Source organism: Bifidobacterium scaligerum, from assembly GCF_002802865.1.
In the GTDB taxonomy this organism is placed as follows: Bacteria; Actinomycetota; Actinomycetes; order Actinomycetales; family Bifidobacteriaceae; genus Bifidobacterium; species Bifidobacterium scaligerum.
The window spans coordinates 551,740-574,311 of the sequence record NZ_PGLQ01000002.1; the positions used below are offsets into that span (position 1 = coordinate 551,740).

General features: G+C 58.7%; 25 protein-coding genes. 4 read left to right on the forward strand and 21 right to left on the reverse strand.

The features are described 5' to 3' along the window. Position 1: 1 nt before the first annotated feature. The 15 genes from rplE to CUU80_RS05520 form a co-directional block, all read right to left on the reverse strand. Positions 2 to 574, reverse strand: a complete 573-nt coding sequence (gene rplE / locus CUU80_RS05450; protein ID WP_100496305.1) for a 50S ribosomal protein L5 — start codon at positions 572 to 574, stop codon at positions 2 to 4. Beyond that, a complete protein-coding gene (rplX, locus tag CUU80_RS05455) occupies positions 571 to 906 on the reverse strand; it encodes a 50S ribosomal protein L24 (RefSeq protein ID WP_100496306.1) in 336 nt (111 codons plus the stop codon). The genes rplE and rplX overlap by 4 nt, the downstream gene beginning before the upstream one ends. Before the next feature lies 1 nt (position 907). Then, the gene (gene rplN, locus CUU80_RS05460; protein ID WP_003829893.1) at positions 908 to 1,276 is read right to left on the reverse strand and encodes a 50S ribosomal protein L14; all 369 of its coding nucleotides are present in this window, start codon (positions 1,274 to 1,276) and stop codon (positions 908 to 910) included. Between the two features lie 112 nt (positions 1,277 to 1,388). Beyond that, positions 1,389 to 1,649, reverse strand: coding sequence for a 30S ribosomal protein S17 (rpsQ, locus tag CUU80_RS05465; RefSeq protein ID WP_007055338.1), 261 nt, complete (start codon positions 1,647 to 1,649; stop codon positions 1,389 to 1,391). A gap of 2 nt (positions 1,650 to 1,651) precedes the next feature. Continuing rightward, the gene (rpmC, locus tag CUU80_RS05470) at positions 1,652 to 1,903 is read right to left on the reverse strand and encodes a 50S ribosomal protein L29 (RefSeq protein WP_100496307.1); all 252 of its coding nucleotides are present in this window, start codon (positions 1,901 to 1,903) and stop codon (positions 1,652 to 1,654) included. Next, positions 1,903 to 2,322: a 50S ribosomal protein L16 gene (gene rplP, locus CUU80_RS05475; protein ID WP_100496308.1), complete on the reverse strand. Its 420-nt coding sequence runs from the start codon at positions 2,320 to 2,322 to the stop codon at positions 1,903 to 1,905. The genes rpmC and rplP overlap by 1 nt, the downstream gene beginning before the upstream one ends. Before the next feature lie 6 nt (positions 2,323 to 2,328). Beyond that, a complete protein-coding gene (gene rpsC, locus CUU80_RS05480) occupies positions 2,329 to 3,132 on the reverse strand; it encodes a 30S ribosomal protein S3 (protein WP_100496309.1) in 804 nt (267 codons plus the stop codon). 2 nt (positions 3,133 to 3,134) lie between these two features. Beyond that, positions 3,135 to 3,494 (reverse strand): 50S ribosomal protein L22, encoded by a 360-nt coding sequence (rplV, locus tag CUU80_RS05485; protein WP_094666728.1) that lies wholly within the window; start codon positions 3,492 to 3,494, stop codon positions 3,135 to 3,137. A gap of 17 nt (positions 3,495 to 3,511) precedes the next feature. After that, on the reverse strand, positions 3,512 to 3,790 hold the full coding sequence (rpsS, locus tag CUU80_RS05490) for a 30S ribosomal protein S19 (protein WP_003814508.1): 279 nt from the start codon (positions 3,788 to 3,790) through the stop codon (positions 3,512 to 3,514). 15 nt (positions 3,791 to 3,805) lie between these two features. Further along, positions 3,806 to 4,636: a 50S ribosomal protein L2 gene (gene rplB / locus CUU80_RS05495; protein WP_100496310.1), complete on the reverse strand. Its 831-nt coding sequence runs from the start codon at positions 4,634 to 4,636 to the stop codon at positions 3,806 to 3,808. Between the two features lie 35 nt (positions 4,637 to 4,671). Then, positions 4,672 to 4,968, reverse strand: coding sequence for a 50S ribosomal protein L23 (gene rplW, locus CUU80_RS05500; protein WP_100496311.1), 297 nt, complete (start codon positions 4,966 to 4,968; stop codon positions 4,672 to 4,674). A gap of 5 nt (positions 4,969 to 4,973) precedes the next feature. Next, a complete protein-coding gene (rplD, locus tag CUU80_RS05505) occupies positions 4,974 to 5,633 on the reverse strand; it encodes a 50S ribosomal protein L4 (protein ID WP_100496312.1) in 660 nt (219 codons plus the stop codon). 6 nt (positions 5,634 to 5,639) lie between these two features. After that, positions 5,640 to 6,281 carry a 50S ribosomal protein L3 gene (gene rplC / locus CUU80_RS05510; RefSeq protein WP_100496313.1) on the reverse strand — a complete coding sequence of 214 codons (642 nt, stop codon included), beginning with the start codon at positions 6,279 to 6,281 and terminating at the stop codon, positions 5,640 to 5,642. A gap of 16 nt (positions 6,282 to 6,297) precedes the next feature. Then, positions 6,298 to 6,606: a 30S ribosomal protein S10 gene (rpsJ, locus tag CUU80_RS05515; RefSeq protein WP_003808013.1), complete on the reverse strand. Its 309-nt coding sequence runs from the start codon at positions 6,604 to 6,606 to the stop codon at positions 6,298 to 6,300. 694 nt (positions 6,607 to 7,300) lie between these two features. Further along, the gene (locus tag CUU80_RS05520; RefSeq protein WP_100496314.1) at positions 7,301 to 8,107 is read right to left on the reverse strand and encodes a hypothetical protein; all 807 of its coding nucleotides are present in this window, start codon (positions 8,105 to 8,107) and stop codon (positions 7,301 to 7,303) included. Between the two features lie 428 nt (positions 8,108 to 8,535). Here CUU80_RS05520 and budA point away from each other — a divergent pair, with 428 nt between their 5' ends. Continuing rightward, positions 8,536 to 9,303 (forward strand): acetolactate decarboxylase, encoded by a 768-nt coding sequence (budA, locus tag CUU80_RS05525; protein ID WP_100496422.1) that lies wholly within the window; start codon positions 8,536 to 8,538, stop codon positions 9,301 to 9,303. Positions 9,304 to 9,369: 66 nt separating this feature from the next. Beyond that, positions 9,370 to 10,203 carry a YwiC-like family protein gene (locus CUU80_RS05530; protein WP_100496315.1) on the forward strand — a complete coding sequence of 278 codons (834 nt, stop codon included), beginning with the start codon at positions 9,370 to 9,372 and terminating at the stop codon, positions 10,201 to 10,203. Between the two features lie 97 nt (positions 10,204 to 10,300). Here the strand turns inward: CUU80_RS05530 and adhE are convergent, their stop codons facing one another. Continuing rightward, positions 10,301 to 13,030, reverse strand: a complete 2,730-nt coding sequence (gene adhE / locus CUU80_RS05535; protein WP_100496316.1) for a bifunctional acetaldehyde-CoA/alcohol dehydrogenase — start codon at positions 13,028 to 13,030, stop codon at positions 10,301 to 10,303. Positions 13,031 to 13,487: 457 nt separating this feature from the next. Here adhE and CUU80_RS05540 point away from each other — a divergent pair, with 457 nt between their 5' ends. Beyond that, the gene (locus CUU80_RS05540; RefSeq protein WP_100496317.1) at positions 13,488 to 14,645 is read left to right on the forward strand and encodes an ROK family transcriptional regulator; all 1,158 of its coding nucleotides are present in this window, start codon (positions 13,488 to 13,490) and stop codon (positions 14,643 to 14,645) included. An 89-nt stretch (positions 14,646 to 14,734) separates the two neighbouring features. Then, positions 14,735 to 17,449 carry a glycogen debranching protein GlgX gene (gene glgX, locus CUU80_RS05545; RefSeq protein WP_100496318.1) on the forward strand — a complete coding sequence of 905 codons (2,715 nt, stop codon included), beginning with the start codon at positions 14,735 to 14,737 and terminating at the stop codon, positions 17,447 to 17,449. Positions 17,450 to 17,632: 183 nt separating this feature from the next. Here glgX and rpsI read toward each other — a convergent pair whose 3' ends face one another. The 5 genes from rpsI to CUU80_RS05570 all read right to left on the reverse strand — a co-directional run bounded on the left by rpsI (position 17,633) and on the right by CUU80_RS05570 (position 22,564). Beyond that, entirely contained in the window at positions 17,633 to 18,124 is a 492-nt protein-coding gene (gene rpsI, locus CUU80_RS05550) for a 30S ribosomal protein S9 (RefSeq protein WP_100496319.1), read from the reverse strand. A 22-nt stretch (positions 18,125 to 18,146) separates the two neighbouring features. Next, a complete protein-coding gene (gene rplM, locus CUU80_RS05555) occupies positions 18,147 to 18,596 on the reverse strand; it encodes a 50S ribosomal protein L13 (protein ID WP_100496320.1) in 450 nt (149 codons plus the stop codon). A gap of 287 nt (positions 18,597 to 18,883) precedes the next feature. Continuing rightward, a complete protein-coding gene (malQ, locus tag CUU80_RS05560; protein ID WP_100496321.1) occupies positions 18,884 to 21,049 on the reverse strand; it encodes a 4-alpha-glucanotransferase in 2,166 nt (721 codons plus the stop codon). Between the two features lie 124 nt (positions 21,050 to 21,173). Further along, the gene (locus CUU80_RS05565; RefSeq protein ID WP_417852194.1) at positions 21,174 to 21,854 is read right to left on the reverse strand and encodes an AbrB family transcriptional regulator; all 681 of its coding nucleotides are present in this window, start codon (positions 21,852 to 21,854) and stop codon (positions 21,174 to 21,176) included. A gap of 65 nt (positions 21,855 to 21,919) precedes the next feature. Then, positions 21,920 to 22,564 carry an IMPACT family protein gene (locus CUU80_RS05570; protein ID WP_100496323.1) on the reverse strand — a complete coding sequence of 215 codons (645 nt, stop codon included), beginning with the start codon at positions 22,562 to 22,564 and terminating at the stop codon, positions 21,920 to 21,922. Between the last annotated feature and the right edge of the window lie 8 nt (positions 22,565 to 22,572).

Here is a 22,572-nt window from a genome sequence, read left to right on the forward strand (position 1 = left end):
ATCAGTTCTCCTTGAAGGGGAAGCCGAGGTGCTTCAAGAGCGCGTAAGCTTCCGTGTCGTCCTTGGTGGAGGTCACCACAGTGATGTCCATACCGCGCACGTGATCGATCGAATCCGGATCGATCTCGTGGAACATGGACTGCTCGGTGAGACCAAAGTTGTAGTTGCCCTGACCATCGAACTGGTGGCCGTTGATGCCGCGGAAGTCGCGGATACGAGGCAGAGCCAGGGTCAGCAGACGGTCCAGGAACTCCCACATACGATCGCCGCGCAGGGTGACGTATGCGCCAATGGCCTGGCCTTCGCGCAGGTGGAACTGAGCAACGGACTTCTTGGCCTTGGTGATCTTCGGCTTCTGACCGGTGATCAGGGTGAGGTCCTTGACAGCGCCTTCGATGAGCTTGGAGTCGCGAGCGGCGGCACCGACACCCATGGAGACGACAACCTTCTGCACACGAGCGACCTGCATCGGGTTGGAGTACTTGAACTCCTTCTCCAGCTCAGGAATGATCTGCTCGTTGTACTTGACCTTCAAGCGCGGGGTGGCCGGCGCTTCGACGATAGTATCGGTCATGCCAGCTCCTTTCCGGACTTCTTGGCAACGCGCACACGCACGGTCTTGACCTTGCCGTCACGCGCTTCTTCCTTGACGATGATGCCAACACGGGTCGGCTGCTTGGTCTCCGGGTCGATCAGCATCACGTTGGAGCGATGGATCGGAGCCTCGGTGGAGACGATGCCGGCCTGCTGGCCCTGCTGCGTGGCGCGCACGTGCTTCTTGACGATCTGCACACCCTCGACGATCAGTCGATCGTTCGGCAGCACCTGCTTAACGGTGCCTTCCTTGCCGCGGTCCTTACCGCGGATGACCTTGACCAGGTCGCCGCTCTTGATCTTGGCTGCCATGTCAGATCACCTCCGGGGCGAGGGACACGATCTTCATGAACTTGTGCTCACGCAGTTCACGACCAACCGGTCCGAAGATACGAGTGCCCTTCGGTTCGCGGCCGGAGCCGAGAATAACGGCGGCGTTCTCGTCGAACTTGATGTAGGAACCGTCTGCACGACGGGATTCCTTGACAGTACGGACGACGACGGCCTTCACCACGTCACCCTTCTTGACCGACCCGCCAGGAATGGCGTCCTTGACGGAGGCGACGATCACGTCGCCGATGCCGGCATAGCGTCGCTTCGATCCGCCGAGCACTCGGATGGCGAGGAGTTCCTTCGCACCCGTGTTGTCGGCGACATGAAGCCGCGTTTCCTGCTGAATCATTGATTCTCCTTAGCCGAGCTGGTTCTCCCCGCACACCGGGCGCGGTCGGATAAACGCACAGAACATCTATCTAACCGCGCCCGGTGGACGGCGAGCCTTGCCGAACTTGTTTTTACTTGGCGCGCTCGATAATGGATTCGAGACGCCAGCGCTTGGTCTTGCTCAGAGGCCGAGTCTCCATAATACTCACGAGGTCGCCAATGTGGGCGTCGTTGTGTTCATCATGGGCCTTGACCTTGCTGGTGGAACGAACGACCTTGCCGTACAGCGGGTGGGTCGAACGCTGCTCGAGCTCGACGGTAATCGTCTTGTCCATCTTGTCGGACACGACGTAGCCGCGGCGAACCTTACGGAAGTTACGCTCTTCAGCCATAATCACTGCTCCTTGGATTCGGTAGCGGCCGGCTCCTGGCTGATGCCAAGCTCACGTTCGCGCAGCACAGTGTACATACGAGCGATATCGTGCTTGACGGCCTTGAGACGGGCGGTGTTCTCGAGCTGACCAGTGGCGTGCTGGAAGCGCAGGTTGAACAGCTCTTCCTTGGACTTCTTCAGGAAGCCCTCGATCTCCGCGTTGGTCTTCTCGTTGAGGTTCTTGATGGAGTACTCAGCGGTACCGATTGCCATCAGATATCACCACCTTCACGTGCGATAATACGGCACTTCATCGGGAGCTTGTCGACAGCGCGGCGCAGAGCCTCGCGGGCGACATCCTCGGAAACGCCACCGATCTCGAACATCACGCGGCCGGGACGCACGTTGGCGATCCAGAACTCCGGGGCACCCTTACCGGAACCCATTCGGGCGCCGAGCGGGTGCTTGGTCAGCGGGCGATCCGGGAAGATCGTGATCCACACACGGCCACCACGCTTGATGTAACGGGTCATGGCGATACGAGCAGCCTCGATCTGGCGGTTGGTCACATAGGCCGGAGCCAGAGCCTGGATACCGAAATCACCGAAGTTGATCTCGTTGCCGCCCTTGGACATGCCAGAACGCACGGGACGGTGCTGCTTGCGGTACTTAGTCCTCTTGGGGATAAGCATTCTTGCTCACTCCTTCGTTTCTGCAGCCGGAGCGGCCTCAGCAGCGGCCTCGGCCTTGGGGGCTTCGGCGGCCTGCGGGGCGGCAGAACGGTTGCCACGGCGCGGACGACGATCGCCACGACGACCCGGACGGTTGTTGTTCTGCTGAGCCTGCTGCTCTTCGAACTCGGATTCGGTCATGTCGCCCTTGTAGATCCACACCTTGACGCCGATGCGGCCATAGGTGGTCTTGGCCTCGAAGAAGCCGTAATCGATGAGGGCGCGGAGGGTCTGCAGCGGAACGCGGCCCTCACGGTAGAACTCGGAACGGCTCATTTCCGCACCGCCGAGGCGGCCGGAGAGCTTGATGCGGATACCCTTGGCACCGGCGCGCATGGCGTCCTGCTGGGCCTTGCGCATGGCACGACGGAAGGTGACACGGTTGGTCAGCTGCTCAGCGATGCCCTGAGCGACGAGCTGGGCATCCAGCGCGGCGTTCTTGACCTCGAAGATGTTGAGCTGGACCTGCTTGCCGGTCAGCTTCTCAAGCTTGGCGCGGACCTTCTCGGCCTCGGCACCACGACGACCGATCACGATGCCCGGACGAGCGGTGTGAATGTCGACGCGGACGCGATCGCGAGTACGCTCGATGACGATGCGGGACACACCGGCGCGCTCAAGATCCTTGTTCATCTCCTTGCGGATCAGATCGTCCTCAAGCACGAAGTCACGGTAGCGTTCGCCGGCCTTGTTGGAGTCAGAGAACCACTTGGAACGGTGGTTCTCGGTGATGCCCAGACGGTAGCCAAACGGATTGATCTTCTGACCCATCTTTAGCGGGCTCCTTCCTTGTTAGCCACGACGACCGTGATGTGGGAGGTGCGCTTGTTGATACGAGCGGCACGGCCCTGGGCACGAGCGCGGAAGCGCTTGAGGGTCACGCCTTCGTCAACGAAGGTCTCCTTGATGTACAGGTCGTTCTCGCGGAACGGCTCGCCGGCCTTGTCGGCCTTCACACGAGCGTTAGCGATGGCGCTCTCCAGGGTCTTGCGGACCGGCAGGGCCGCAGCCTGAGGGGCGAACTTCAAAATGGTAACGGCGTCGGTCGCCTTCTTGCCGCGGATGAGGTCGACCATGCGGCGAGCCTTGCGCGGCGTCACGCGGACGTGACGAGCGATTGCTTTAGCTTCCATGTTCTATTCCTTATCCTTTAGCGGCGGGCCTTCTTGTCGTCCTTCACGTGACCCTTGAAGGTCTTCGTGGGGGCGAACTCACCCAGCTTGTGACCAACCATGGCCTCGGTGACGAACACCGGGACATGCTTGCGACCATCGTGAACGGCGAAGGTGTGTCCGATGAAGTCAGGAGTGATCATCGAACGACGGGACCACGTCTTGATGACGTTCTTGGTGCCCTTCTCGTTCTGCTCGTCGACTTTCTTCTGCAAGTGGGCGTCGACGAAGGGGCCCTTCTTGATGCTACGAGTCATCTTCTCGATACTCCCTTACTTGCGGTTCTTGCCAGACGGACGACGACGAACAATCATCTTGTTCGAAGCCTTCTTCGGACGACGAGTACGAACCTCGCCCTTGCCCCACGGGGAGACCGGCGGCTTGCCACCGCGGGTACGACCGCCGTGCGGGTGGTCAACCGGGTTCATGGACTCACCACGGGTGATCGGGCGCTTGCCCATCCAACGAGCACGACCAGCCTTACCGAGCTGGATGTTGGCGTGGTCCTCGTTGCCGACCTCGCCGACGGTAGCGCGGCAGCGTGCGTCGACGTTGCGGATTTCGCCGGAAGGCATACGCAGCTGAGCGTAAGCGCCATCCTTGGCGACGAGCTGGACGGAGGCACCGGCGGAACGAGCGATCTTAGCGCCACCGAGCGGCTTGAGCTCGATGTTGTGGACCACGGTACCGGTCGGGATGTTGGCCAGCGGCAGGTTGTTGCCCGGCTTGATATCAGCCTGGGCACCGGTCTCGATGACGTCACCCTGCTTGATGCCCTTCGGAGCGATGATGTAACGCTTCTCACCATCGGCGAAGTGCAGGAGGGCGATACGAGCGGAACGGTTCGGATCGTACTCGATCTCAGCAACCTTGGCGGGCACGCCGTCCTTATCCCAACGACGGAAGTCGATGAGACGGTACTGGCGCTTGTGACCGCCGCCGCGATGACGGGAGGTGATACGGCCGTAGGAGTTACGACCGCCGGTCTTGGACTTCTTGCGAACCAGCGACTTCTCAGGCGTGGAGCGCGTCAGATCGGAGAAGTCCGAGACGGACGCGTTGCGACGGCCTGCGGTCGTCGGCTTGTAAACGCGGATAGCCATAATCTAGTCTTCCTTTAACTTTTCTCGGCTAGCCTTCAGTTGCCGAAGATGTCGATCGTCTGGCCCTCGGCCACGGTCACGATCGCACGCTTCTGGGAAGCGCGCTGGCCGAAACCGGTGCGGGTGCGCTGCTTCTTGCCAGCGCGGTTCAGGGTGTTGACGTTCGTCACCTTGACCTTGAAGATCTCTTCGATTGCCTGCTTGATCTGCACCTTGTTCGCATCCTTGGCCACCACGAAGGTGTACTGGCCGCGGTCGGAACCGGCGTAGCTCTTCTCGGAGACGACGGGCTTAAGAATGACGTCGTGAGCGGGCTTGTGAATAGCGACCATCTAAATCAGGCCTCCTTCGGCTCGGTCTTGGCAGCCACGAAAGCCTCGAAAGCTTCCTTGGTGAAGACCACGTACTGAGCGGTGACCACATCGTACGTGTTGAGCTGATCGACGAAAATCGGATGAACGTTCGGCAGGTTGCGCACGGAAAGCCACTCGTTGATGTTCTCACGAGTGAAGACGATCGTGGCGAACTTGTCCGAAATGACCGGGTTCAGAGCGGCGACAGCAGCCTTGGTGGACGGAGTATCGGTGATGCCGAAGTCCACAACGGCGATGCGGCCGGCGTTGGCGCGGTCAGACAGGATGTAGCGCAGGGCTGCAGCCTTCATCTTCTTGGGGGTGCGCTGGGAGTAGTCGCGCGGCTGAGGACCGAACACGGTGCCGCCGTGGTACCACTGCGGAGCGCGGATGGAGCCCTGACGAGCACGACCGGTGCCCTTCTGTTTCCACGGCTTCTTGCCGCCGCCGGAAACCATGCCACGAGTCTTGGTGGCGTGGGTGCCCTGACGAGCAGCAGCGAGCTGAGCCACGACAACCTGGTGGATCAGCGGGATGTGGGCCTGCACGTCCTCGGCGGAGAAGCCGAAGATCTCAGCAGGGGCCTCGACGGTGCCGGTGGCCTGGCCCTTGGCGTCAGTGACGTTCAGAGTAACGTTTGCCATGGTTTATCAGGCTCCCTTCACTGCGGAACGGACGAGAACGATGCCGCCCTTGGGGCCGGGAAGGGCACCCTTGATGGCGATGACGCCGTTCTCGACGTCAGCGGAGACTACGGTGAGGTTCAGCGCGGTGGAGGTCACATGACCCATGCGACCGGCCATACGCTTGCCCTTGAGAATACGGCTCGGGGTAGCGCATGCGCCCACAGAACCGGGACGACGCTCGTTCTTGTGAGAGCCGTGAGAACGACGGTAGGACTTGAAGCCCCAACGCTTGATGGTACCGGCGAAGCCCTTGCCCTTGGTGGTGCCGGTCACGTCGACCAGAGCGCCCTCCTCGAACAGATCGGCGGCCAGTTCCTGACCAGCCTCGAACTCCTCGACGTTGTCGGTGCGCACCTCAACGAGGTGACGACGCGGGGTGACACCAGCCTTGGCAAAGTGGCCAGCCAGCGGCTTGGTCACCTTGGTCGGGTCGATGGCGCCGTAGCCGAGCTGGACGGCCTTGTAGCCATCGGACTCCTCGGTCTTCACGGCGGTCACCACGTTGGTGGACACGTCGACAAGAGTGACGGGCACGAAGAAGCCGTTCTCATCCCACACCTGGGACATGCCGAGCTTCTTGCCCAGCAGAGCCTTGCGATTAGACATAATGCTTCCTCCTCCCTTACAGCTTGATCTCGATGTTGACGTCTGCAGGCAGATCGATGTGCATCAGAGAATCCACGGCCTTGGGGGTCGGGTCCACGATGTCAATGAGGCGCTTATGAGTGCGCATCTCGAAGTGCTCGCGAGAATCCTTGTACTTGTGAGGAGAACGAATAACAACAAAGACGTTCTTCTCGGTCGGCAGCGGAACGGGGCCAACAACAGTTGCGCCCGCGTTCGTCACCGTTTCGACGATCTTCTTCGCCGATTGGTCGATGACCTCGTGGTCATAGGACTTAAGCCTGATGCGGATTTTCTGTCCCGCCATTGCCGTCCGCCCTTTCTAGCGATGTTCGTTGTACTTTACCAACCTGCTTCTAGGGCACCGGCGCGTAATGCCCCCCCATTGGACATAAGTCCACTGGCGGTCATCCACATCAGTGCGCAGTCTCCGGCATCCGCTCCCTTCGAAGCGCTCCGGCCTGCGCTCGCTTTTTTAATTCCAATTTGCGAGCCCAAATCAGGCAACTTGTTTATTCAAACATTGGGGCGGGACTAAACAGCTCAGTAAGGAATCCGGGCGTGTCGTCACTCAAATACCACCACCAACAGGCCCTCATTCCCTGTTCTGGGCATTTACGTATCTTGAAACCGTCATTTTTTGCTTCTACATGGTCGGTAAATGCCCAGAATATGCTTTATCGCGCGGAAAGACCCAGAATAAATGGTGGGGATATGTCCAGAACGGTAATCTGCCGGTTCTCCTGGCTCCTATGCCCCTCCCCCGATTCCCCTGATCAATCAATCAATCAATCAATCAATCAGTGTCAACCGACCGGCCAACCGACCGGCCAACCGGCCACATCTGCTTACTTAGGCTGTTATGATCCAATAGGTCATTCGCCTATGGCATTGGATCAATTCGCTGGCCCCGCTTCCATTCACCCGGCACCATGAATCGATTTCCATTAGCCAAAACCAATCGAAAATGATCCATCAGCGCTCATACACACCTATTGGCCCTATCCGCGACGCGGCACTCCAACGGACTCAAGCTTATGTACCAAAGGCGCTCTATCCAATGCCTCCCGGAACGAGAAGCGGACCATATCATCTACCACCAGACGGATACGTTCCTCTCGTTCCTTTTCTGCGATGATCGTCTCCGAAAGACTCCCGTTGCGGAACATTGAACGATCCGTATATTTCACACGACCATCAAGTTCGGCCACAATTAATCCACCAGCATCATTGCGCCAAGCGAAATCGACTCTATACACCGTATAGGCATCGTATGGATCCACAATTGATTCCTGTAGCAATGGCATTGCGAATCGTTCCTCCAATATGACGCCCAACGAATACGCTTCACCGCCGTTCTCGGTATGGCCGGTAGCCGGTTTCAATGCCGCCAACGCCGCTTTTCTATGCCAGCCGGGCAAGGATTCGAAGCATCGTTCAAGCTTGTCCTTATTCATCATCCGGTTACGCAGCACAGCCTCAATAACCGCAAGCGCATCAGGAAACGATTGTCCGCGAGCGCAATCGAATACCGTTCGCGCCAACGGGGTGACGCGAATACCATCGACTATCTCATAATGTTCTTCGCGTATGTAATGATGCCGCACCTTACCGTAATCATGTACGTGTTTGTCATCTACGGTACGGATATGGATAAGGTCCATATGACGGGTTGAAGTATTGACACCATACACGGCGGCAGCCGTCATATCACAGAAAATCCATCCGGGATGCATCTGCGACAGAGACCGCACGATGTGAAGATACCTGCTCCGCGCATCCAACGACAGCCAGTAATCCGGGCGCATATACAATCCTTGATAAACGCGGAGGATCGCTCCCGCTTTTTCGCGACGAACAAGCATCCTGCATTGTGAATCCGATTCACCCCACAGACACGTCTGCCGCCGTTGGGCCGCATCCAATCTTCGATCAAGTTCTTTATTCCTTCTCATAATGCGACGCTACGGGATGGCAGACGAACTGTACAGCAGATTCGGCTTATGTGGTTCCAGCTTGCATAGTTATCCACATTGGCTTCCTCGCTCGTAGGCAGCGGCACTCTCATGGCATCGACTTCGACTTGTTCAGCCGCATTGCAAGCGAGCCGAACGCACCTAGCCATGTGGGATTCGGTGGGATCCAGGACGGTTCTCATGGTTGCGTGGCGAAAGTCACGTCCGGCATCGAGCGCGAGTGATTGTGCAGCCCGATGGAGACGATTACCGTGGCTAATGTGACACAATCACTGGCCAAGAACATTCATCCGATTACCGCGCATGACGCCAATGTGCTGTACCAGCATGGCACGTTGGCGCTGTTAGTGCCGGGTCTGCTGGAAGGCACCACTACCATCGGCGAGTTGCTCAAGCACGGCGATACCGGCATAGGCACCGGTGAGGGGCTGGATGGTGAGCTCATCATCCTTGATGGCGTCGCCTATAAGATCGGCCAGTCCGGTGTCGCCGAGCAAGTCCCCTCGGATTTCACCATGCCTTTCGCCAACTCACATCGAGCGGCGTTCCAGTATCAATGCTCGCGTGAAGACATTGGCCTGGAAGCACTCAACGAACGTATCGTCGAGGCCAACGGACGTGCCAACACCTTCTTTTCAGTAAAGGTGCACGGCACGTTTAGCTTCATGAAAACCCGTGCCGTGATTAAACAGCAGGCACCGTATCCCACACTGTTGGAAGTCGCCGATCGTCAGGCCATCTTTCTGCGCCATGATGTGACCGGCACCATGCTCGGCTACTTTTCTCCCGTAATGTTCCATGGTGCCGCTGTAGCCGGATTCCACGAACATTTCCTCTCCGATGACCATACTTTCGGCGGTCATGTGCTGGATGCGGTACTCAGCCATGGTGAAATCTATAGTCAGGTATTCGATACGCTGGTCACCCATCTGCCGGTAGACGATCCCGAATACCGCAATCACGATTTCAGTCAGGACAATATCGCCGAGGCAATCACCAGCGCTGAGGGTGATACGCACGCGAATTGATACCTTATATATATGAGCGAGCAATCTTTCCCGCACAGTCAGCAACGGCCACAGCGACAGCCCGATATGCTACGCAACGTCGCACGGAATCCCCAGCCCCGACGCACCACTGCGCGCGACTGGATTCCCGATCAGCCCGGCGCTTGGGTCATGGCACTGGCACCTGCGCTCGCCGGCGCGGTCTGCGGCTCGGTATGGTCGGTCACCGAACCTGATGCCACTGCGAATGCCGGCGGATGGTGGGTGCTCTTATGCTGGGCACTGTGCTACTGCGTGGAATTCACTGCCGCACGCTGGCTGAAGTCCCATTGTGCTTCACGATATCTGCCGCCAGTGGTCGGCTATGCAATCGCCCTTGTTTGCGCTGGCATACCATTCTTAATTATGCACTTCGATGTGCTGGTATGGGCGCCGTTATATATGGTGTTGGCGACGGTTGCATTCGCAGGTGCATGGTTCCGTCGCGAACGGTCGCTATGGGCTAATGCCGCGGCGGTGATCGCTGCCAGCGTGATGGCGATGATTGCGCTTCATTATGCTGCGAACTCCCCCAGTATTCCGCAGGTTTCGCTCCCGGGCTTGGTGTTGGCGCTTTGCTTTGCCGCAACCCAGTTCGGTTCGGTGCTGTTTGTCAAGACGATGATTCGGGAACGTGGTAGACGCTCCTATGTTGCCGCCTCATGGATTTGGCATATCGCTCTGTTGACTTGGTGGATTGCAGCCGCAGGTCGCAGCTGGTATCTGGTGCTGCTTGGTGTGATTCTGCTTGTTCGCGCTGTTGCATTGCCGATGATTGCTCGATGCCGTACGATGAAACCGATGATTGTAGGCATTACGGAATGCTGCACCAGCCTGATGGCGTTCGGCTGCATCCTTGGCAACGTGCTGGTATCACTGTAGTACCCAAGGCATGCCCCCCATATATGGCAACAGAAAAGCCCGTCCTCATTGGACGGGCTTTCTTATAGCCGATAGGCGGTCAGTGCGCTCTTATGACTCAGACGCGCTCGGAGGCTTCCTCCGTGGCGGCCTCGCCTTCGCGCTCGACACGTAGCTTGTGACCTTCCGCCTGGGAGACACCGTAGTAGGCACCCACGGCGATGTCCTTCATGTCGTTGATCAGCGGGATGCGCGGGTTGGCCGGAGTGCACTGGTCCTCGTAAGCGCGCATGCCGATCTGGTCGAGCACGCTCCAGAAGTAGTCCTCGTCCACACCGCAATCCTTGAAGCTCTTGTTCATGCCGAGCTTGTTGTCACGGTAGTCCTCAACGGCCTTCGCCAGGTTTTCGACGGCCTCGGCCGGGGTCTTGCCCGGGTCGATGCCGAGGTTGATGGCGATGTCGCGGTAGCGCTCGTCGGCGATGTACTTGTTGTACTTCGGCCACGAGGTCGGCTCCTCCGGAACCTGACCGTTGTAACGGATCACGTACGGCAGCAGGATGGAGTTGGTACGACCGTGGGCGATGTGGCACAGAGCGCCAATGGTGTGGGCCATGCCGTGGCACATGCCGAGGAACGCGGAGCCGAAGGCCATACCGGCCATGGTGGCGGCGTTGTGCATCTTCTCCTGGGCGTTGGTCTTGGCGAGGCCCGGCTCACCGTTGACGGACTCAGCCAGGTTGTCCCAGATGAGCTTGGCGGCGTGCAGAGCCATGCCATCCGTGAAGTCGTTGGCATACACGGACACATAGGCCTCGAAGGAGTGGGTCAGGGCGTCGAAGCCGGCGTCGGAGGCCAGCTTGCGCGGCTGGGTACGGGCCAGCACCGGATCGACGATGGCCACGGACGGGGTCAGGGCGTAGTCGGTGATCGGGTACTTGTAGCCGGTCTTGTGATCGGTGATCACAGCGAACGGCGTAACCTCGGAGCCGGTGCCGGAGGAGGTCGGGATGCACACGAGCTTGGCCTTCTTGCCCAGCGGCGGAATCTTGAAGGCGCGCTTGCGGATATCGAAGAACTTCTCACGCACATCGGAGAAGGAGATTTCCGGGTGCTCGTAAAGCAGCCACATGATCTTCGCGGCGTCCATCGGGGAACCACCACCGACGGCGATGATGGTGTCCGGCTCGAACTCCTCGCGCATCATCTCGGCGCCCTTTTCGACGGTCTCGACGGAAGGCTCCGGCTCGACGTAGTCGATGATGCGGAAGGTGACATTGTTGGCGCGAGCACGCAGCTGGTCGATGATCTTATCGACGATGCCGAGCTGCTCCATGACCTTGTCGCACACGATGACGGCCTTTTCGATGCCGTACATGTCGCGCAGGTACTTGACGGCGTTCGGTTCGAAGTAGGTCTTGGCCGGGATCTTGAACCACTGCATGTTGTTGTTCCTCCGAGCGATGCGCTTGATGTTGACGAGGTTCACGGCCTGCACATTGCCGGACACCGAGTTACCGCCGTAAGAGCCGCAGCCCAGAGTCAACGACGGGGCGATCGCGTTGTAGATATCGCCGATGCCGCCAAGGGAGGACGGCTGGTTCCAGATGATGCGGCAGGCGTGCATGCGCAGACCGTACTCGCGCACCAGATCCTGGTTGTTGGTGTGGATGGCGGCGGTGTGGCCGGCACCCAGCTTGAGCATCTGCTCGCACATTTCGAAGGCCTGTTCCTTGGAATCGGCCTTGAGAACGGCATGCACCGGGGCGAGCTTCTCGTGGGTCAGCGGCTCGTTGTCGGAGACTTCCTTGCACTCGGCCGCGATAATGGTGGCGTCAGCCGGGATCTCGAAGCCGGCGGCCTTGGCGATGAACTGCGGGGACTTGCCCGGCACCACGGAGTTGAGCTTCGGGGTCTGGCCCGAGCCGGCGGTGCAGCCGAACATGTACTGCTCCAGCTTGGCCTTCTCCTCGGCGTTCACGAAATATGCCTTGCGACGCTTGAGCTCCTTGACCAGCGGTGCGTAAACGTCCTTATGGGCGATGATGGCCTGCTCGGTGGCGCAGATCATGCCATAGTCGAAGTGCTTGGACAGAATCAGATCGTTGGCGGCACGCACGATGTCCACATCGGAATCGACGTAGGCCGGGGCGTTGCCGGCGCCCACGCCGAGGGCGGGCTTACCGGAAGAGTAGGCGGCCTTGACCATGCCCGGGCCACCGGTGGCAAGAATCGTGGCGATACCCGGGTGCTTCATCAAAGCACCGGTGGCTTCGATGGACGGGTGCTCGATCCACTGAATACAGTTGGCCGGGGCACCGGCTTCGATGGCGGCGTCGCGCACGATGCGGGCAGCCTCGGCAGAGCACTTCTGGGCGAACGGGTGGAAACCGAACACGATCGGGCAACGGGTCTTCAGTGCGATCAGGGACTTGAAGATGGCGGTGGAAGTGGGGTTGGTGACCGGAGTCACACCGGCGACCACGCCAACCGGCTCGGCCACTTCGTCAATACCCATGACGTCGTCTTCACGAATGATGCCGACGGTCTTCTGACCGGCGAGGTAGTTGGTGATGTGCTCGCAAGCGAAGATGTTCTTGGTGGCCTTATCTTCCACGAGGCCACGGCCGGTCTCGTCCACGGCCATCTTCGCCAGTACCAGATGCTTGTTCAGGGCGGCGACGGATGCCTTAGCCACGATGTGGTCCACCTGCTTCTGGTCCAGCTTCTCGAACTCGGCCAATGCCTTCTGGGCCTTGACGACCAGAGCATTCACCTCGGCTTCGGCCACTGCCTTCTTATCTTCGGGGGTCGGCTGGGGAATCTCGACCTTCTTTGCTTCTGCCACTTGGGGTCCTCCTCGATCTTCTTGGGGTATATGGCAAAGTTCCCGGCGCAGCACCGCACCTTGCGCAACGTAAGGGACGTACCCTACCGTCCGACAAGATATTTGACTGCGTGCGCTTGTCACATCATCCTGTGACCTGAGTCACAATATACCGAAGGTCTTTCAGCCCCGCATACGCACAAAATCAACGGCGTTTCATGTTAGATATTGATCAGTATTTGTTTTATTTAGCGCGTTTTATCTAACAAAATATAACTTTTCACTCTTTTTTGACGTATTTTGTTCGATTTTTGACGAATATCACATTCAATACATCGCACACCAACGTCATCTTCTATAAGATGACTTTATAAAAGTAATCACATTCTTCGCAAATAATAAAAACATCTTTATAAAAGTTAAGCTTCAAGCAAGTACACTGATATGTGCATGCTCATCGTCTCACAAAGGGGTAGTCATGAGAGCGACGCCATCCACCGCGGTGAAACAACACAACCGCAACGCCATGACTCGATATCTGTATACCCATCATCACGTCACCAAGCAGGAACTCGAACACGGACTTGGATTAAGCCTGCCCACCATCACACAGAACCTTCGTATGCTGGAAGAAAACGGACTCATCCGCAAAGGCAAGTTCCACGAATCCACCGGCGGACGCAAGGCCCGGAACTATGAGTTCAATCCCAACCATCGAACGGCAATCGGCGTGGTGATGCGCGCCACCGGCGTACGCATGTGCGCCATCGATCTGTACGGCAAGGTGATCGAGCAGCGTCAGGATGCCCTTCCCTATCGCAATGCCAACGTTTACTACCAGCGGATCGGCGGCATCATCAACAATTTTGCAGCGGATATCGAGAATAAGCACGGCAAGGTGCTTGGCGTATCGTTCGCCGTCCAGGGCATCCTCTCCCCCGATGCCTCGACCATTACCTTCGGCACCATCATGGGCAATACCGGCTTGACAATCGACACCATCAGCCAATCCGTGCATTACCCATGCATGATGATTCACGACTCCGATGCCTCCGCCATGGCGGAACTCTGGGCCGATCCGAGTCTTACCGACGCGATTTGTGTGTATCTCGAACGCCGACCGAGCGGCGCAGTGATCGTCGGCGGCAAACTGTACCAAGGCCCCAATCATTGCAACGGCACCATCGAACATATGACACTGGTACCCGGCGGACGCGAATGCTACTGCGGTCAGCGCGGCTGCATGGACACCTATTGTTCCCCGGAAACGCTTCCCGAGGATTACGAGAGCATTCCCGGTTTCTTCAGTGTGCTCGAACAAGGCGAACGCCATCACCGCGAGCGCATGAACGAATGGCTGGACTATGTGGCGCAGGCCATCGTCAACGCACGTTCCATCATCGCCGGTGACGTTATCGTCGGCGGCGAGGCAGCACAACATCTCACACAAGACGACATCGACGCCCTCCGACATCGAGTTGTGCAACGTTCCCCATTCGGCACCATCAATTTCACACTGCGGAAAAGCTACTGCGGCGAAGACCAAAACATCATCGGCGCAGCATTGCGGTATGTGGAAGACTATGCGAACGAAATATGCGGCGTAGGCGAACATGCCTCACGGGCCGGCCGCTAGACAATCAATGCCCAAACGCCATGCAGACAAAGGTTCCCTCCCAAATCAAGAATTCCGCCGCTTAACGGCAACACGTCTACAATGGAGTCATGAGAAATCCAGCGTTGCATCGCTATGCCACTCGACCGGGGTTCTATTTCACCGAAGATGGGGGCGCGGACGTCGTAGTCCGTTCGGAAACCGCCGATCAGGTCTGGCTGTGCGTCCTTGAGTCCATTGATCAGCCCAGCGCGTTCTTCCAGGACTCCATACGCCTGTTCAACGATCCGAACGTATCGTTCCTGCAGCAAATACATGAGTTTCCGGTCTGCACACGCATCATCGAGCACCTGTACGTGCGCGAAACCTTGTTCCGTATGACCGGACCGAATTACGGTCTATGGTACGTGCACCTGCCCAAGGCATGGGACGGGATGAAATACGGATACCGTGTGGATGGCGCTTGGGACCCGAAACACGGCGTGCGATTCAATCCATATAAATTCCTGCTCGACCCATATGGCAAAGGCATCGACGGCTCAATGGAACTCGCACCGTCCGCGTTCTCCTATGAGTGCGAGGTAGTGGACGGCAAGGTGCTCGGCTCCGCTTACGGCGACATGAGCACCGTGGATTCACTCGGTCATGTGCCGGTCTCCGTGGCCATCGATGATCGCGACGTCCATAAACATGAAGGCGACCCAGAGCACCCGCATGTGCCCTGGCGTAAAACCGTAATCTACGAAATGCATGTCAAAGGCTTCACCGCCAACGCACCTTGGCTGCCCGAAGCGTTGCGCGGCACTTATGCCGGACTCGCACATCCCACCACACTTGCCTATCTGCAGAATCTGGGCGTCACTTCCATTGAACTGCTGCCCATCCAAGCCAAGCAGGACGAGCTGTTCCTGCAGGAGCATGGACGAGGCAACTATTGGGGTTATTCCACGCTGAGTTACTTCTCTCCCGAGCCTTCCTACGCCACCAAGGCCGCTCAGGAAAAGGGTGCCACAGCGGTACGGCAAGAGGTTATCGACATGGTACGCGCCTTACATGAGGCCGGCTTCGAGGTCATCATGGATGTGGTCTACAACCACACCTGCGAGGGCGGCGTGGAAGGCCCTACCGTCTGCTGGCGAGGATTGGACGATCTAGCCTACTACCGTCATCAAAAATCGAATCCCGGACGTCTGGAAGACACCACCGGCTGCGGCAACACGCTTGACTTTACGAATACACACGTCGTCACCTTTGCCGTCGATTCGTTGCGCTACTGGGCCAAACGCATCGGCATCGACGGCTTCCGTTTCGATCTGGGTGTGACCCTTGCACGCCTGGAAGGTGAATTCACCCATCATCATCCCTTCCTGTATGCGCTGCGTTCCGACCTGCTGCTCGGCAATCTGAAGCTCATCATGGAGCCTTGGGATCTGGGGAACTTCGGTTGGCGCACCGGGCAGTTCGGCATCCCCTTTGCCGAGTGGAACGATCGTTTCCGCGACACGATCCGTACATTCTGGCTGGAGGATGTGGACGGCAGCAGCGATTTCGGTCGTACCCAATTACAGGAGATCGCCACCAGACTGTGCGGCTCGGCGGACCTGTTCGCCACTGACCCCGGACGCGGCGCCACCGCTTCCATCAATTTCGTCACCTGCCATGACGGCTTCACGCTCACCGATCTGACTCGTTACCGCACCAAACACAACGAGGCCAACGGAGAACACAACAATGACGGCTCTTCGGTAAATCACTCCGCCAATTTCGGCGTGGAAGGCGTTACTGATGATTTGGATGTGATCACGGCTCGCGAGCAGGCCGCCATGAACATGATGGGGACACTGCTACTCTCGTTGGGCACACCGATGATGCTGGCAGGCGACGAATTCCGCAATACGCAGGATGGCAACAACAATGCCTACTGCCAGGACAACGACATCACCTGGCTCAACTGGGACTGGCTGTATTCGCCGCAGAAGACGCGCGAGATGCGTCGTCTGGAGACCGTGTCCCATCTGGTTGCGCTGCGCAAATCCTTGGATCTGTACCATCACGAGGATTTCTTCACCCGCCTGACGCAGATCGGCCTGTTCAAGCCATCAGACCGCGTCAAATGGTTCCTGCCCAACGGCAATGCCCCCGCCGAACGGGATTGGTTCGATCTGTCCACGAGAAGCTTCACCATGCGATTGCTCTCCAATAGTGAAGTGGACGTGTGCATCGTGGTCAATGGTGTGGACGAAGACCGGCAGTTCACCCTGCCTTCAGACAGCACATGGGTGCCGAAATGGTGTTCCGCTGAGATCAATGGCAGATGGCCGGGGCATGGCGGCGTCGTGAAGCCAAACGACGACGATGACATCAGCGTGTGGATGCAGCATGTGCAGAACGCCAGCGAAACCGTGCGCCGTCTTGCCGAAGAGGCCACGGCGCGCATGAAAGCCGAGGGCATGTCCGATGTGGATGCGGCCACGTTCGCCATGCTGCAGGAATCCCGGTCCGCTCCTACCGCTGAATTCGCTAAGGTGACGCGGCGGCGTACCGCCGACAGCCCGGAGGGCGGCAAAGAACAGCAAACGCAACAACGCGGTCAGGTCCGTCCAACTACCGCGCAAACGGTTGAGGTTGACGGCCCGCATGCCGAGTCGTCAGCGACTGTGCATGGAGGCGGCGCATCAGCTTCGGCAGAGGGCACCGTCTCCGCCGATAAGGCCCCGGTCGACAAGGCCCCGACGGCCGATGTAGTAGCGGAGTCGGCCACCAAGCCATCGCCACATGTGTGGACCATGCCGGCACTAAGCATCACGCTGATGAAGCAGGTGTGATATTCCCTAGGTTCGAGGCCTTGCGGCTTGAGTCGTGAGGCCTGAACCGTACGACTGCCTGAGCCTGGGCAAAGGCAACAGGCCACGCATACAGACCATGCATAGATGTTGGTATAGCAAAGAACCCTTCGCGGACGCATCCACGAAGGGTTCTTTGATGCTCGGTACAGTCCGAAAGCGAAATTAACGCTTGGAGAACTGCGGGGCGCGACGAGCCTTGTGCAGACCAGCCTTCTTGCGCTCCACGACGCGGGCGTCGCGGGTCAGGAAGCCGGCCTTCTTCAGGGCGGCGCGGTTGGCGTCACGATCGATGGCGTTCAGGGCGCGGGCCACGCCGAGACGGATGGCACCGGCCTGACCGGTGGTGCCGCCGCCGTCAACGAGGACGATCACGTCGAACTTGCCTTCGAGCTTGAGCAGGACGATCGGGGAGTTGACCTCACGCTGCTGCAGCTTGGAGGGGAAGTACTCCTCCAGAGTGCGGCCGTTGACGGTCCACTTGCCGGAACCCGGAACCAGACGGACACGGGCCACAGCTTCCTTACGACGACCGGTGCCGTAGCCCGGCTCGATCGCGGAGGTGCCGGTGCCAGCGCCAGCGTTGGTCTCGGTGGTGTAGTTGGTGAGCTCCTCTTCGGTCTCGACAACCTGGGAGTCGTTGGTGTTTTCAGCCATGATTCTTATCTCCTCTCAGGTTTCACTTAGCCTGCTGCGAGACCTGAGCGATCTCGAAGACCTGGGGCTTCTGCGGGGTGTGCGGGTGCTCGGCGCCGCGGAAGATGCGGAGACGGTCGAGCTGTGCCTTGGACAGACGGTTCTTCGGCAGCATGCCCTTGATGGCGGACTTGATGATGCGCTCGGGGTTCTTCTCAAGCAGCTCGGCGTAGGAATCGCGACGCAGGCCACCGGGACGACCGGAGTGTGCGTACAGTTCCTTGCCCATCTTGTTGCCGGTCAGAGCAATCTTGTCGGCGTTGATGATGATCACGTGGTTGCCGGAATCGGCGTGAGGAGCGAAGGTCGGCTTGTTCTTGCCGCGCAGCAGAATAGCAGCCTGGGAGGCAAGACGGCCGAGCACCACGTCGGTGGCGTCGATGACATACCAGTCGTGAGTCAGATCAGCTGGCTTCGGAGTGAAAGTTTTCACTGCATTACCTTTTCTATTCATTGTGTTCCGGGCTCTCGGCTGCCTGGCGTGGCTTGGTCAGGGCCGCATCCAGAAGGCGTCGAACCTCATTATCCGTGGGCTCCCTGAAAGTCCTCGATGGCGAGTGGGATAGCGCTTTGAAGGACCCCTTAGGGAAACACAACAATCCACTAGTATATCGCCGGTCTTGACATTGTCACGGGGACATCGGCGCGGCGAAAATATGAGAGGGCGGGCCGACCCATTCACACCGGGTCAACCCGCCCTTTCAACGCGTTTTCGACGCCTCAGCTGTTGAAAATCTGGGCGAAACGTTGCGCGCCAGGAGTTTCGAACAACGTTTCCAGCGGTACGACATCTCCCTTGGCGTCGGCCAGAGGCACTCGCCAATTCGGATATTCATTATTCGTACCCGGCTGGTTCTGCGCACGCTTCTCCCCCACCGCGTCAGTGATCGAAGCAGCAAGCAGCTTGCACGGAGAGCCCTTGAGCGCACGGTACAAAGCGTCAATGATATCCGCCTCATGTTCATCGCGATGCTCGGCGAACTCCGGGTCGAGGTATCCCTCCTGCACAAGCATGGCCAGCATGGCGTTTTGCTCGGCGGTGGCCGAGGCTTGGAACTCTTCGGCGGAGCCGGTCAGCAATCCCAGACGCTCGCGGATCTTGACATGCTCGTACTCCAGATATCCCGCCGCCGGCGGCATATCGTGGGTGTTGACGGAGGCCAATGCATACGGGCGCCACTGCGAGGGAGCCCGGAATACACCGTCGCGCTGCTCGAACCATTCCACAGCGCAGCCGAGGATGCCGTGGCCAGAGAGCGAATCAGCCACATATTCAGGCACTACGCCAAGGTCTTCTCCCACTACCACGCCATGCGCGCGCGAAGCCTCAATGGCCAGGATTCCCAGCATGATATCGGCGTCGTAATACACATACGTGCCATCCATGGCGCTGTGATGCGAAGGAATCCACCACAGACGGAACAGGCCGAGAATATGGTCGATGCGTACGGCACCGGCGCGGGCGAACATGCCGTGGACCATATTGCGGTACGTCTCATATCCCGTAGCTTCCAGATCCAGAGGGCTCAGCGGCGGCTGGCTCCAGTCCTGGCCCTGCTGGTTGAACATGTCCGGCGGAGCGCCGACCGTGGCTCCCTTGGCGAATCGCTCAGGATTCCACCATACATCGGCACCGAGGGGGTGGACACCCACTGCCATATCCGACATAACGCCGATATGCATACCGGCATCTTTGGCGGCCTGTTGCGCAGCGGCAAGCTGATCGGAGGCAACCCACTCAAGCCAGCGGTAGAAATCAAGCGTGTCGGGGAACTGTTGCTTGAGATCGGCGATCTCCTGAGAGTCTCGGTTGAATCGACGAATCCAGCTTTCGTCATTGTCTTCGGGAGCGCCCCACTTGTCATAGCACAGGCACCACGTCGCATATGCTTCCAGATCAGAGCCGCATTCCTGCTTGAATACGTCGAATTGCGCCTGACGCTCGGCCTTACGTCCCGCCTTGAAGATAATCCACAACGCATGCATCTTGCTGCGCCACATGGAATCACGATCAATGATCTGCGAGTCGCCGTTGAGCGGTTCGGTTTCGGCATGCAGCTCATCGACGTCATGCTTGGCCTGAGCATCCAGCAATGCATACTCGGGTACCGACTCCGGACGAATGTACGTGAAGTTCACCAATCGACGACTGACCGGAAGATAAGGCGACGGCGTCAGTGGTGAAACCGGTTCGGCGGCATGCACCGGGTTGATCAGCACGAAATCCGCACCGGTCTGGCCTTTGGCATTCACCAGCATGGTCTTCAGGTCTTCGAAATCGCCGATGCCCCAGGAGCCGGCGGAACGAATCGAATACAGCTGCGCCATCCAGCCCCATAGGCTACCGGATTTCATGGGGTCAAGCAGCTCCACATGATCAGGCGCGCTAATCAACGTAGCGTCTTGCGTGCGCCCGGCAACAGTGACATGCAACGTGTGATAGCCGGCAGGGATGTCGGAGGGAATGATCAGCGCCGCCGTGGAGACAAAGGAGCTTCCGAGATCAAACGCCTGAGAACCGTCTCCCGGCCCCACTTCGATATTGCCTTCATAGTCCTCGCCGTTTTCCAGCGTGATGGTGGCCGACGGCACGTCAAGAATGCCGGTGTTCACCAGCACCTTGTCTTCCTTGCCTACCGTATGCAATACGGTAGGCTCCACCAGACGGCTGTACCGTTCCTTCAGGATACGTCGGATGGAGGCATCCTGGGCGTCCTCGTCCTTGGCGTCAATGCCCAGAGCCGCCAGCACGGCGATGAGTACGTCGTCGGCTATCTCGTGATAGTCGTGGCTCATGCCTACGTAGCTGGTGCCGACGCCGACCAACTTGGCGAGTCGAATCAGCGGACGCGCCAGTCGTTCTTCATTCTCGGTATTCTCGCTCATAGCCCCCAGTCTAACGCCCGAAAACAGCGCCACACCGTACGACAAGCGCTACGACACCCGTCTTTGCGGTAAAATTATGACCACATGATGGTATGTGAACGCTCACATACCGATGAGAGCCACATCAGCGTCGTTGCTCGGCAGCGTGACGTACCTCAGCTGAAGGGTCTGAGGCCAACACCTCCAGCATCCGGGCGGACGTATTGGGATTCAGCGCCACTGCACGACGCACCATCGAAGACAGCACCGTCGGGGCGCCCTCCTCACGCGTAGTTCCAAGCTCCCCCAGAAAATCCAGAGTCTCACTGTCCACTTCAGGATTCTGCGCCCCCTCCAGACGCATCTTCCAACTGGTGCGCTTGTTCTTCAAAGCTGTGTCGCGCACCTGCGGCACCGGATCTTTGGTCAGTCTTCCCACCAGCCAGTTTTTGCTGTCCTCATTGGCGGCCACCGCTTGCCTCACCGACGCATCAGGGTCCTCGGAAAGCTTGACCAGCACATTCGGGAACGGCATCTCAGTGCCGAGGAACACACGATCGGCCACCGGCGTATTGGGATTGCCCGCCACGGCTTCCAACAATGCGGTGGCACGGGAGAACGCCGCCTGATCGGCACGGTCAGGCAATGGACGACGAGCAAACTCGGACAGTTCCGCGGCGTCGGTGGAATGACGCAGATGCTCATAGGTGACAGTCAACGGCTCAAAGTCGGATTGCGGCTCGGCGCTCTCGTGTTCGGGCACTGGTACATCGGTTGCTGCATTGGTCGCTGCGTTGTCCTCGGTCATGGTCTCCAGCTTAGTCAGATACGGATTGGATAAGAATGGTTATGCGAGATATAAGCCTGACAGCATGAGATCCCTGTATGCTCTCACTGGCCAATCGGCACGGGAATATTGACCATCGCCCCCGGCTCAGGCACCACGGCGGCATTGAACATCTCACGAACACGTTCCTCGAACCGATCGCATTGGTCGGCAGGCACCACGGCGGTCAGCTGCACGTTCATCGTATACGATTCATTCTCCTGAGTGGCGCCGAGCTGGCCCAGCAGCTGCTGGAATCGAGCCAACTGCGGATATTCGAGATGCACCAGATATTGGCGGGCCGTCATGATGCGTGCCACTTGCGCCGATTTCAGCGCCAGTGACGCCGCCGACGAATAGGCGCGCACCAAACCACCCGATCCCAGCAGGATACCGCCGAAATACCGGGTGACAGCGACCACGCAATCGGTGGTGCCGGACTGTTTGAGCACATCGAGAATCGGCTTGCCTGCCGTACCGGACGGCTCGCCGTCATCACTCATGCGTTCCGACAGCCGTCCATCGGCACCGCCGCACACCGCAGCATAGGCCACATGACGGGCTTTGGGATGCTGCTCACGAATCGAGGCGACGAACGCAAGCGCTTCATCCAGATCATCGACGTGGGCGGCGTCACCGATGAACTCGGACTTCTTCTCGACCAGCGCATCGTGCGCGGGAGCGGAAGGCGAGTTGAGAATCGTCTGCATAGTTCACA

What these genes read in the sequence shown, in the direction of transcription:
- rplE (WP_100496305.1), bottom strand. Translation starts at nt 574, where the DNA reads ATGACCGATACTATCGTCGAAGCGCCGGCCACCCCGCGCTTGAAGGTC.
- rplX (WP_100496306.1), bottom strand. Translation starts at nt 906, where the DNA reads ATGGCAGCCAAGATCAAGAGCGGCGACCTGGTCAAGGTCATCCGCGGT.
- rplN (WP_003829893.1), bottom strand. Translation starts at nt 1,276, where the DNA reads ATGATTCAGCAGGAAACGCGGCTTCATGTCGCCGACAACACGGGTGCG.
- rpsQ (WP_007055338.1), bottom strand. Translation starts at nt 1,649, where the DNA reads ATGGCTGAAGAGCGTAACTTCCGTAAGGTTCGCCGCGGCTACGTCGTG.
- rpmC (WP_100496307.1), bottom strand. Translation starts at nt 1,903, where the DNA reads ATGGCAATCGGTACCGCTGAGTACTCCATCAAGAACCTCAACGAGAAG.
- rplP (WP_100496308.1), bottom strand. Translation starts at nt 2,322, where the DNA reads ATGCTTATCCCCAAGAGGACTAAGTACCGCAAGCAGCACCGTCCCGTG.
- rpsC (WP_100496309.1), bottom strand. Translation starts at nt 3,132, where the DNA reads ATGGGTCAGAAGATCAATCCGTTTGGCTACCGTCTGGGCATCACCGAG.
- rplV (WP_094666728.1), bottom strand. Translation starts at nt 3,494, where the DNA reads ATGGAAGCTAAAGCAATCGCTCGTCACGTCCGCGTGACGCCGCGCAAG.
- rpsS (WP_003814508.1), bottom strand. Translation starts at nt 3,790, where the DNA reads ATGACTCGTAGCATCAAGAAGGGCCCCTTCGTCGACGCCCACTTGCAG.
- rplB (WP_100496310.1), bottom strand. Translation starts at nt 4,636, where the DNA reads ATGGCTATCCGCGTTTACAAGCCGACGACCGCAGGCCGTCGCAACGCG.
- rplW (WP_100496311.1), bottom strand. Translation starts at nt 4,968, where the DNA reads ATGGTCGCTATTCACAAGCCCGCTCACGACGTCATTCTTAAGCCCGTC.
- rplD (WP_100496312.1), bottom strand. Translation starts at nt 5,633, where the DNA reads ATGGCAAACGTTACTCTGAACGTCACTGACGCCAAGGGCCAGGCCACC.
- rplC (WP_100496313.1), bottom strand. Translation starts at nt 6,281, where the DNA reads ATGTCTAATCGCAAGGCTCTGCTGGGCAAGAAGCTCGGCATGTCCCAG.
- rpsJ (WP_003808013.1), bottom strand. Translation starts at nt 6,606, where the DNA reads ATGGCGGGACAGAAAATCCGCATCAGGCTTAAGTCCTATGACCACGAG.
- CUU80_RS05520 (WP_100496314.1), bottom strand. Translation starts at nt 8,107, where the DNA reads ATGCGCCCGGATTACTGGCTGTCGTTGGATGCGCGGAGCAGGTATCTT.
- CUU80_RS05530 (WP_100496315.1), top strand. Translation starts at nt 9,370, where the DNA reads ATGCTACGCAACGTCGCACGGAATCCCCAGCCCCGACGCACCACTGCG.
- CUU80_RS05540 (WP_100496317.1), top strand. Translation starts at nt 13,488, where the DNA reads ATGAGAGCGACGCCATCCACCGCGGTGAAACAACACAACCGCAACGCC.
- glgX (WP_100496318.1), top strand. Translation starts at nt 14,735, where the DNA reads ATGAGAAATCCAGCGTTGCATCGCTATGCCACTCGACCGGGGTTCTAT.
- rpsI (WP_100496319.1), bottom strand. Translation starts at nt 18,124, where the DNA reads ATGGCTGAAAACACCAACGACTCCCAGGTTGTCGAGACCGAAGAGGAG.
- malQ (WP_100496321.1), bottom strand. Translation starts at nt 21,049, where the DNA reads ATGAGCGAGAATACCGAGAATGAAGAACGACTGGCGCGTCCGCTGATT.
- CUU80_RS05570 (WP_100496323.1), bottom strand. Translation starts at nt 22,564, where the DNA reads ATGCAGACGATTCTCAACTCGCCTTCCGCTCCCGCGCACGATGCGCTG.